8 protein-coding genes and 1 pseudogene are annotated in these 9,580 nt (G+C 73.0%); 2 read left to right on the top strand and 7 right to left on the bottom strand.

Going from position 1 to position 9,580, the window contains the following annotated elements; genetic code table 11:
* Positions 1 to 196: 196 nt before the first annotated feature.
* The 5 genes from J7F03_RS39915 to J7F03_RS39935 all read right to left on the bottom strand — a co-directional run bounded on the left by J7F03_RS39915 (position 197) and on the right by J7F03_RS39935 (position 6,348).
* On the bottom strand, positions 197 to 1,627 hold the full coding sequence (locus J7F03_RS39915; RefSeq protein ID WP_214958119.1) for an NAD(P)/FAD-dependent oxidoreductase: 1,431 nt from the start codon (positions 1,625 to 1,627) through the stop codon (positions 197 to 199).
* 40 nt (positions 1,628 to 1,667) lie between these two features.
* Complete coding sequence (locus J7F03_RS39920; protein WP_214958120.1) at positions 1,668 to 2,111, bottom strand: co-chaperone YbbN; 444 nt, start codon at positions 2,109 to 2,111, stop codon at positions 1,668 to 1,670.
* A 179-nt stretch (positions 2,112 to 2,290) separates the two neighbouring features.
* On the bottom strand, positions 2,291 to 3,730 hold the full coding sequence (locus J7F03_RS39925) for an aldehyde dehydrogenase family protein (RefSeq protein WP_214958121.1): 1,440 nt from the start codon (positions 3,728 to 3,730) through the stop codon (positions 2,291 to 2,293).
* A 191-nt stretch (positions 3,731 to 3,921) separates the two neighbouring features.
* The gene (locus J7F03_RS39930; protein ID WP_214958122.1) at positions 3,922 to 5,121 is read right to left on the bottom strand and encodes a thiolase family protein; all 1,200 of its coding nucleotides are present in this window, start codon (positions 5,119 to 5,121) and stop codon (positions 3,922 to 3,924) included.
* A gap of 171 nt (positions 5,122 to 5,292) precedes the next feature.
* Positions 5,293 to 6,348, bottom strand: coding sequence for a LacI family DNA-binding transcriptional regulator (locus J7F03_RS39935; RefSeq protein WP_214958123.1), 1,056 nt, complete (start codon positions 6,346 to 6,348; stop codon positions 5,293 to 5,295).
* 278 nt (positions 6,349 to 6,626) lie between these two features.
* Here J7F03_RS39935 and J7F03_RS39940 point away from each other — a divergent pair, with 278 nt between their 5' ends.
* Both J7F03_RS39940 and J7F03_RS39945 read left to right on the top strand, forming a co-directional pair.
* Complete coding sequence (locus J7F03_RS39940) at positions 6,627 to 7,877, top strand: MFS transporter (protein ID WP_214958124.1); 1,251 nt, start codon at positions 6,627 to 6,629, stop codon at positions 7,875 to 7,877.
* 115 nt (positions 7,878 to 7,992) lie between these two features.
* Positions 7,993 to 8,688, top strand: coding sequence for an alpha/beta fold hydrolase (locus tag J7F03_RS39945; RefSeq protein ID WP_214958125.1), 696 nt, complete (start codon positions 7,993 to 7,995; stop codon positions 8,686 to 8,688).
* On the opposite strand, the gene J7F03_RS39950 is transcribed toward J7F03_RS39945, so the two are convergent.
* Together J7F03_RS39950 and J7F03_RS42215 are read right to left on the bottom strand one after the other, a co-directional pair.
* Positions 8,685 to 8,858 carry an alpha/beta hydrolase fold domain-containing protein gene (locus tag J7F03_RS39950; RefSeq protein ID WP_214958126.1) on the bottom strand — a complete coding sequence of 58 codons (174 nt, stop codon included), beginning with the start codon at positions 8,856 to 8,858 and terminating at the stop codon, positions 8,685 to 8,687. The genes J7F03_RS39945 and J7F03_RS39950 overlap by 4 nt on opposite strands.
* Before the next feature lie 14 nt (positions 8,859 to 8,872).
* Positions 8,873 to 9,226 (bottom strand): annotated as a pseudogene (locus J7F03_RS42215) (alpha/beta hydrolase fold domain-containing protein); the annotation flags it as partial.
* Between the last annotated feature and the right edge of the window lie 354 nt (positions 9,227 to 9,580).

Below are 9,580 nucleotides of genomic sequence, written 5' to 3' on the forward strand. Positions count from 1 at the left end.
CCTGGCTGAAGCCAGGGGTACACAGCGAAGATCAGCGGATGGACCGTTCGGGCACGCAGGACTGCGCCGAACGGATCACGCACGACGCCCCGGCCTCACCTCAGCCGCCGGCACGGCGATCGCGCGGGCCCCACCGGATGCCTCCATTCGTACGGAGAGGCGGTGAGAGGCGGTGAGGAGCGGTGAGAGGCGGTAACTACCCCCGGTACTCCTCCAGCAGCCTCAGCCAGATCTCGCTGATCGTCGGAAACGCCGGAACCGCGTGCCACAGCCGCTCGATCGGCACCTGCGCCGCGACCGCGATGGTCGCCGCGTGCAACAGCTCGGCCGCGCCCGGCCCGACGAAAGTGACGCCGAGCAGGATCTCGCGGTCCAGGTCCACCACCATGCGGGCCCGGCCCCGGTAGCCGTCGGCGTACAGGCCCGCGCCGGAGACCTTGCCGAGGTCGTAGTCGACGGCCCGGACCCGGTGACCGGCCCGCTTAGCCTCCGCCAGGGTCAGGCCGACCGACGCCGCCTCCGGGTCGGTGAAGACCGCCTGCGGGAGTGCCTCCGTATCGGCGGTCGCCGCGTGGGCGCCCCAACGGCCGGTGTCGAGCGGTGTGTCGCCCGCCGCGCGCGCGACGATGGCGGCGCCCGCGATCCTGGCCTGGTACTTCCCCTGGTGGGTGAGGAGCGCCCGGTGGTTGACGTCGCCGACGGCGTACAGCCAGTCGATCCCCGGGACCCGGCAGCCGTCGTCCACGGCGATCCACCCGCCCGGCTCGAGGCCTACGGTGCCCAGCCCGATGTCCTCGGTGCGCGGCGCACGGCCCGTGGCCATCAGCAGTTCGTCGCCCTCCAGCGTCTCACCGCCCTCGAGCACCACGCTGACGGGCCCGGTCGGGCCCTCCCGTACGACGGACTCGACGACCACCCCCGTACGGACCACCGCGCCGGCCTCGCGCAGCGCCTCGGCGACCAGCTCCCCGGCGAAGGGCTCCATGCGCGGCAGCAGCCCCGGGCCCCGTACGAGTACGGTCACCCGGGTGCCGAGCGCCTGCCAGGCGGTGGCCATCTCGGCGGCCACCACCGACCCTCCGACGATCAGCAGCCGGTCCGGCGCGGCCTGCGCGGACGTGGCCTCGCGGCTGGTCCACGGCCTGGCCTCGGCGAGGCCGGGCACGTCCGGGATCATCGCCCGGGTGCCGGTGGCGACGACCACGGCGCGCCGGGCGGAGAGCACGTGGTGTTCCCCTTCGGGGCTGGTGACGGCGACCTTCCGGACTCCGTAGAGCCGCCCGTGACCCCGGTACACGTGGGCGCCGATCGACTCCAGCCAGTCGATCTGGCCGTCGTCCTTCCAGCTGCCGGTCCAGTAGTCGCGGTGCGCGAACACCGCCTCCGCGTCCAGCGGGCCGGCCACGGCCCCCGCGAGGCCGGGCACGCGGCGCGCGTCGGCCCGGGCCAGCACCGGGCGCAGCATCGCCTTGCTGGGCACGCAGGCCCAGTACGAGCACTCGCCGCCCACCAGCTCGCTCTCGACCAGGGCCGTACTGAGCCCGGCGGCGCGGGTCCGGTCCACGATGTTCTCGCCGGCCGGTCCCCCGCCGAGCACCACTACGTCGTACTCCACCGCTTCAGTCATACGGGCCAGTCTCACCGCAGGGCGAGGGCCCGTCACGCACTCAGGCTCCCGGCGTGCCGGGCTCCCCGGGGGCGCCGTCGGTGCCTGCGTCCGCGGCCGCATCGGTCGTGCCGCCCGCCGCGCCGTTCTTCTCCGCGGCGATCTTCGACCGCACCTCGTCCATGTCCAGGGCGCGGGCCTGCGCGATGAGGTCCGTCAGGGCCGCCTCCGGCAGCGCGCCGGGCTGGGAGAAGATCGCCACCTGGTCGCGGACGATCATCAGGGTCGGGATCGAGCTGATCTGGAAGGCGCCGGCGAGCTCCTGCTGCGCCTCGGTGTCCACCTTCGCGAAGACCAGGTCGCGATTGGCCTCGGCGGCCTTCTCGTAGACGGGGGCGAACTGCAGGCAGGGACGGCACCAGCCCGCCCAGAAGTCGATCAGGACGAATGGGTTCTCGCTCACCGTCCGGTCGAAGTTCTCCTTGGTGAGTTCGACAGTAGCCACGGTTATCCAGTCCTCCTGAGTGGTGTTTCGCTTCCGTTCCGTGAACGAACGGCCGCCTCGAAGCATTCCTGGGCGTGCCCGGCGATCTCGGGACCCCGGCCGCGCACAACGGCGTAGTCCGGCTCCTCCGGATCTCGCGCGCCCGGCGGGATCCGGAGGTGCAGGCCGGACCGGACACCTCAGAACGGATGCCCGCCCGGGGTCGTGCGGACCGTGGTCCAGCGCAGTTCGGTGAAGGCGCCGAGGTTGGCCTCGCCGCCGAAACGGGCGCCGGTACCGGACGCGCCGACGCCGCCGAAGGGGGCCACCGCCTCGTCGTTCACCGTCTGGTCGTTGACGTGCGCGATCCCGGTCGGGATCCGCCCCGCCAGGTCCAGCCCGCGCCCCGCGTCGGCGGTCACGATCCCGAGGGCGAGCCCGTACGGGCCGGCCGAAGCCAGCTCCACCGCCTCGTCCTCCGTCGCGAAGGACCGTACGGGTGCCACGGGGCCGAAGACCTCCTCGGTGTAGGCGGGGGTGTCGTCGCCGACGCCCGCCAGCACCGTGGGCCGGTAGAAGAGCTCGCGGTCGGACCCGCCCGTGACGAGCTTGGCGCCCTGTTGGGTGCTGGCCTCCACCAGGCCCCGGACCCGCTCCAGTTGGGCCCGGTCGATCAGCGGGCCGAGGTGCACCTGCTCGCGGTACGGGTCTCCGACCGCGAGTTCGTCGGCGCGTGCGGCGAGCCGCTCCACGTACTCGTCGTAGAGCGAGGCGTGGACCAGGTGGCGGCCCGCGGTCATGCAGATCTGGCCCTGATGGAAGAAGGATCCCCAGGAGGCTTGTGCGACGGCCGCCTCCACGTCGGCGTCCCGGAGCACGAGGAGTGCGGAGTTTCCCCCCAACTCAAGGTGTGCGCGCTTGAGGTGACGGCCCGCCAGCTCTCCGACGAGGCGGCCGCTCGCGGTGGATCCGGTGAACGACACCACCCTGACCAGGGGATCGGCGACCACTGCCGCCCCGGTCCCGGCGCCGCCGGGCAGGACGTGCAGCAGTCCGCCCGGCAGACCGGCCGCCGCGAAGACGGCGGCCGGCGCGAGGCCGCCGCAGACCGCGGTACGCCGGTCCGGCTTGAGGAGCACCGCGTTGCCGAGGGCGAGCGCCGGCGCCACGGAGCGGATCGCGAGGATCAGCGGGGCGTTGAAGGGCGCCACCACCGCGACCACCCCGGCCGGCTCGCGGCGGGTGAAGGACAGCCGCGGCGCCTCGCTGGGCAGTACCTCGCCGAGCGCGCGCGAGGCCAGCGCGGCGGCCTCGTAGCACTCCTGCGCGGCGATGTGCAGCTCGAAGTCGGCCTTGCCGGGGATCGATCCGGACTCCCGCACCAGCCAGTCCCGCAGCTCGGCTGGGTGGGTGGCGAACAGGTCCCCGGCGCGGCGCAGCACGGCGGCCCGCTCCGAGTGGGTGGCCCGGGCCCAGTCGCGCTGGGCCGCTTGGGCCCGTACGGCGGCCTCCGTGACATCGGCGGGGGCCGCCAGGTCTATGGTCGCGAGGGTCTGGCCGGTGGCGGGCTCGGTGACCGGGGCGGTGCCGCCGGTGAGTGTGGGTCCGTCCTGCCAGAGCGTCGGATCGAGGAGCGGCATGGCGCGGGGCCTCCGGATGCGGGGGAGCGTGGCGGGGGGGGCGGCAGCACGCGCCATCGTGCCATCGCACCGGGCCGGAGGCATCAATTCTCTTCGCTTACCGATCGATTGCCCGCCGAGGATGACCGGAAACGATCGACTACGGCGGGCAACGAACCGGGGCGGCGAGCAGGGGGCAGCGCCGTCGTGGATCAGCGCTCCAGAACGAGGGCGATGCCCTGACCCACACCGATGCAGAGCGCCGCGACACCGGTACCGGATCCGGCCGCCGCCAGCTGGTGCGCCACCGAACCCGCGAGACGGGCTCCCGAGGCACCGAGCGGGTGGCCGATCGCGATGGCCCCGCCGCGCGGGTTGACCACCGCCGGGTCCAGCTCCGGCCAGGAAGCCAGACAGCCCAACGCCTGTGCGGCGAAAGCCTCGTTGAGCTCGAAGGCGGCAAGATCCGCGAACGTGCGGCCCGCCTTGGCGAGCGCGCGCTCGACGGCTTCCACCGGTCCCAGGCCGAAGAGCTGGGGCTCGATCCCGGTGACGGCGGACGCGCTGATCCGGGCCAACGGCTCCCGCCCGGTGGCGGCGAGACCCTCCTCGTCCGTCAACAGCAGTGCGGCGGCTCCGTCGTTGAGCGGCGAGGCGTTGCCGGCGGTGACCGTGCCGGTGCCGTCGGTCCGGAAGGCGGGCTTCAGACGCGCCAGCGCCTCGGGGGTGGAACCCTCCCGGATGCACTCGTCCCGCAGGAGCGCGACACCCTCGTACGGCACGACCTCGGCGTCGTAGTGCCCGGCGGCCCAGGCGGCCGCCGCCTTGCGGTGGCTCTCCAGCGCGAAGGCGTCCTGCGCCTCACGCGTGATGGCGTGCTTGTCGGCGACGAGCTCAGCGCCCTCGCCGAGGGAACCGGCCCACTCGGCGGGCATCCGGGGGTTGGTCATACGCCAGCCGAGGGTGGTGGACCACATCTGCTGGTGCCCCGCCGGGAACGCGCGCTCCGGCTTCTGCACCACCCAGGGGGCCCGGGACATCGACTCGACCCCGCCCGCGATGGCGACCGAGGCGTCACCGAGGGCGATGGCGCGGGCCGCCTGGACGACGGCCTCGAGTCCGGATCCGCAGAGGCGGTTGACCGTGACCCCGGGCACCGTCACCGGCAGCCCCGCGAGCAGCACCGCCATGCGGGCCACGTCGCGATTGTCCTCGCCCGCGCCGTTGGCGTCACCGAAGACGACATCGTCGATGCGAGCCGGATCGAGGGCGGGCGTACGGTCCACGAGCGCGCGCACCACATGGGCGGCCAGGTCGTCGGGGCGGACCCCCGCGAGGGCACCGCCGAACTTCCCGATCGGTGTGCGGACGGCGTCGACGACGTAGACGTCGCGGACGGTACGGATGCTCATGGGGTCCCTCCTGGACGGGCGGGTGGCGGCGCGGCACGCCGACGCCACTGTCCGGCACGGCGCACGCTCCGCCCGCGCCCGGTGGGGCGCGCCCGAAGTTTCCGTCCGCCCGTCCCCGCCTGTCAACGCCCGCCCGCGGCCGCCGGCGCTGCCCGCCGCCGGGCCGTACGCTCAGGTCGACTCGCGCGGCAGCGCCACCGCCGCCATCAGGTCGTGCCGCCGGACCACCGCCGAAGGCTCCCGTACCGCCTGGTCCACCAGCCCTGCCAGCCGCTCCCCCGTCGGCATCTCGATCTGCACCGTGCTCAGCCTCGGCCGCAGCAGCCGTCCGATCAGCAGGTCGTCCGCGCCGATGACGGCCACGTCCTGCGGCACCCGCAGCCCCGCGTCCTGGAACGCCCGCATCAGCAGCATCGCGTACTCGTCGTTGTACGCGAACGCCGCGTCCAGCCCGAGCGACCCCCACCGCCCCGCCAGCGCCGCCGCGGATTCCTCCGAGTACGCCATCGGCAGGGCCACGACCTCGGCCCCCGCCACCGACCGCGCACCCTCGAGCCGGGGCGTGGAGAACAGCTCCAGCCCCTCTTCCTCCGGGACTACCACGCCGATCCGGCGCCGGCCCCGCTCCACCAGGTGCGCCGCCGCCCGCGCGCCGACCTCCGCCTGGTCCATGACCAGGGCGTGCGCTCCGGGGACGCTGACCGGTCCCATCGTTATCACCGCGCGCGCGCCGGCGCGCTTGAGCGTGGCGACGTTGTGCGCGGACAGCGTGATCTCCCCGAGGGAGATCACCGCGACCGGCCTCAGCTCGGCCCAGGCGCGCGCGGCCTCGTCCCCGGTCAGGCCGAGGCTGCCGTACTGGACCACCGTGTAGTCGAGGGCGCGCAGCGCCCACTGGAGCTCGTTGAGGAAGGTGCTGTAGAGCGGGCCGATCGGCACGTGCGAGGTGGGCAGCAGCACGATCCGCGTGTGCCCGGCGCGCAGGCTGCGCGCGGCCGCGTGCGGGACGTAGCCGAGCTCCTCGGCGGCCGCGCGCACCTTGCGGCGGGTCGGCTCGCTGATGCGTACGGCTTCCGCGTTGTTCAGGACGTACGAGACCGTCGCGCGCGACACTCCGGCGAGCCGGGCCACGTCCGCGCTGGTCGGCACGGGCGGGGGCGGCGCGGCGGCCGGTGACGGCGACGTGGGCGGCTTCGGCGGCTTCGGCGGCTTCGATGACTGAGACATTGCCGTGGCATCTTTCCAGACCGGTTGCGCCCGGGGGCTAGCGGATGGCCGGAAACGAATGCTACACAGTGGTTACACGAGTCATTGACACGTGTAACCACGGTGTCGCACCGGCCCTGCCGGAGGTGTCTCCCACGTGTCGCACACCGTGCCCAGCCGTGCCGTCGCCCTGTCGCGTTCCGACGCACCCCCGCCGTCGCGACAGGGCGGCGCGCACCCTCACCGCCGCCCCTCACACCCCTCCCCCCTCTCCCCCGAAACCTGCCCAGGAGGGCACCGTGGCCCTTTCCTCCCCCGGCACCGGCACCGCCGCCGCCGCCACCGATGCCGCCGAGTCCGCCCCCGGACGCGGCCTGCTCCCGTTGCTGCTCGTCGGCAACAGCGCCATGTACGCCCTGTACATCGGCGTCGCCGGCGTACTGCTCGCGCTCCAGGTCGAACACATCGACCCGGCGAACAAGGTCGCCAACTTCGGCCTGATCGCGGGGATCTCGGCGATCTTCGCCACGGTCTTCAACCCGGTCGCGGGCGCCCTGTCCGACCGCAGCAGACGGCGCAACCCCTGGATCCTGGGCGGCGGACTCGCCGCGATACCGGCGATGTTCCTGCTCGGCGTCGCGGACACAATCCTGCTGATCACCATGGCCTGGTGCCTCGGCCAGGCCGTGATGAACATCTACCAGGCCGCCATCACCTCCGTCGTCCCCGACCGGGTACCCACGAGCGCCCGCGGCAAGGCCTCCGCGGCCGTCGGCCTCGGCCTGCCGTTCGGCTCCACCATCGGTGCCCTCGTCGGCGCGGCCTTCTCCGACGACTACCGCACCGGCTACCTGATCTTCGGCGCGCTCGTCGCCGGCGCCGCGGTCCTGTTCACCACGTGCACCCGCGAGCGGCGGCTGCCGGCCAAGGCCCCGATGCCGGTCAAGAAGCAGCTCGCCGCCTTCGCCGGCGCGCTCAAGGACCACGACTTCCGCTGGGCGTTCATCGGACGGGCGCTGCTCGTCCTCGGGTACTTCGCGGTGAGCGGCTACCAGCTCTACATCCTCCAGGACCACACCGTGCTGCCCGACGGCATGAAGCCTGAGTCGGCCGTGGCCGTCATGATGCCCCTGACCAGCGTGGCGATGGTGGTCTCCACCGTCCTCGGCGGCTGGCTCTCCGACAAGTACGACCGCCGCAAGCTCTTCGTCGGCGCCTCCGCCCTGCTGTCCGCCATCGCACTGGTGATCCCGGCCCTGTCGACCAGTTGGACGGCCATGCTGGCCTTCTCGGTGATCAACGGCCTCGCGTTCGGCTGCTACATGGCAGTGGACACCGCACTGGTGACGATGGTGCTCCCCAAGGCCGAGGACGCGGCGCGCGACATGGGCGTCCTCAACATCGCCAACGCCGGCCCGCAGATCGTCGCCCCGTTCATCGCCTCGGTGATCGTGTCTCTGAGCGGCGGCTACACGGCCCTGTTCATCGTGGCCGCCGCCCTCGCGGTGGCGGGCGCCCTGGCAGTCAAACCGATCCGCAGCGTCCGCTAGGGCGTTGGTGGCCGGGGGCTGGATCGCTTGGTTCGGCTCCCCGCCACGCCTCCCCCCGCCCCACGGCCATCCCACCGATGCCGTACACAGCAGCAATGACAGGAAAGGCACCACCGTGCAGCTCCACACCCACACTTGGGGCGAAGGCGACCGCGTCGCCCTCCTGATCCACGGGATCATGGCCGACCACCGGACCTGGCGCCGGGTCGGACCCGCCCTCGCCGAGCGCGGCTACCGCGCCATCGCCGTGGACCTGCGCGGCCACGGCGCGAGCGGCCGGGGCGAGTACAGCCCGGAGGGCTTCGCCGACGACGTGGTCGAGACGCTGCCGGCCGGCGCCGAGCTCGCCATCGGGCACTCCTTGGGCGGCCTGACGCTCTCGTACGCCGTCGAGCGCCTGAAGCCGAAGCGCGCCGTGTACTCCGACCCCGCCTGGCACCTGGCGGCACCCGAACCGGGCTTCGGCCCCGAGATGTTCGCCCGGTTCAAGACCGCGCCCAAGGGTCAGATCCAGGCGATGAACCCGCGCTGGGAAGAGGTGGACATCGACATCGAGCTGGCGACCCTGGCCCTCTGGGACGAGGCGACCGCGCTGAGCCTGACTCCGCTGATGGGCTCGGACCTGCTGCCGGCCGCGCCGGTGGTTCCGTCACTCGTGCAGCTGGCCGACCCGAGCTTCCTGATCTCGCAGGAGCGCGCGGCGGTACTCGAAGAGCGCGGCTTCGAGGTGCGCTCGGTCACCGGCGCCGGACACACCATCCACCGGGACGATTTCAGCGGCTTCATGGCATCGCTCGAGGGCTGGATCTAAAGGCGCGTCCCGAGCCGGCCGATCAGCTCCACGACGGCCGATTCCGCGGCCTCGGAGACGGCGAACATATTGACGAAGCCGTGGACCAGGCCGTCGTAGTCGCGGACGAAGACATCCACTCCGGCGGCGCGCAGCGCCTCGGCATAGGCCAGGCCCTCGTCACGGAGCATAGCCGCCGGTAGTGCACGGCGACCACGACCGCGGGCAGATCGCGGCAGAGGCGGCGGGTGACGTGGTCGTGGGTGTCGAGGTCCCCCACGATCCATCCGCCGCCATGGAAGAAGACAACGGTGGGGACGACCCCGTCGCCGCCCGGCCGGTAGACCCGCACCGCGATGGGACCGGAAGGCCCCGGAACCACGTCATCCACGCAGCCGACGTCGATCGGCTGCTCCGGCGCGACCAGCGCATTGGAACGGCGTTCCGCCTGCCGCAGCACCTCGGGGTCGGACGCGCCGATGGACGCGGCGATGGACGACGGTCTCGGCTTCGCGTTGACCTGCTGGAGGAGGGCTGCGATGGACGGATCCAGGGGCATGGGGGGAGCCTACGCACGGCCCGCTGAAGGAGGCGGCGACTCGCCGCCGCAGGGCGGGGGCTTGCCTTGGGGGCTGATTCGGGGGCTGCGGGGTGGGTGGGCTGCGGGCGGGTCCGTGGCTTCGATGGCTGGGCGGGGCGTCGGGTGGGCGGGGTCTGTGCGCGAGGGGGCTTTGACAGTTACCGGTGGGCGTCCCGGTAGTCCAGTGTCCTTCCGTGCCGGGCCGGTCCCTCAAGGGCGCTCCTTCGTCGCGTCGCTTCGCGATGGCCTTCGGCCCCCCTTGACCGACCGTCCCGTCCCGGAACAACACAAGACTTCCGGGATCCCCCCGGGGGATGGCCGGGGGGATGGACG

Source organism: Streptomyces sp. ISL-43 (assembly GCF_018614195.1).
Classification (GTDB): Bacteria; Actinomycetota; Actinomycetes; order Streptomycetales; family Streptomycetaceae; genus Streptomyces.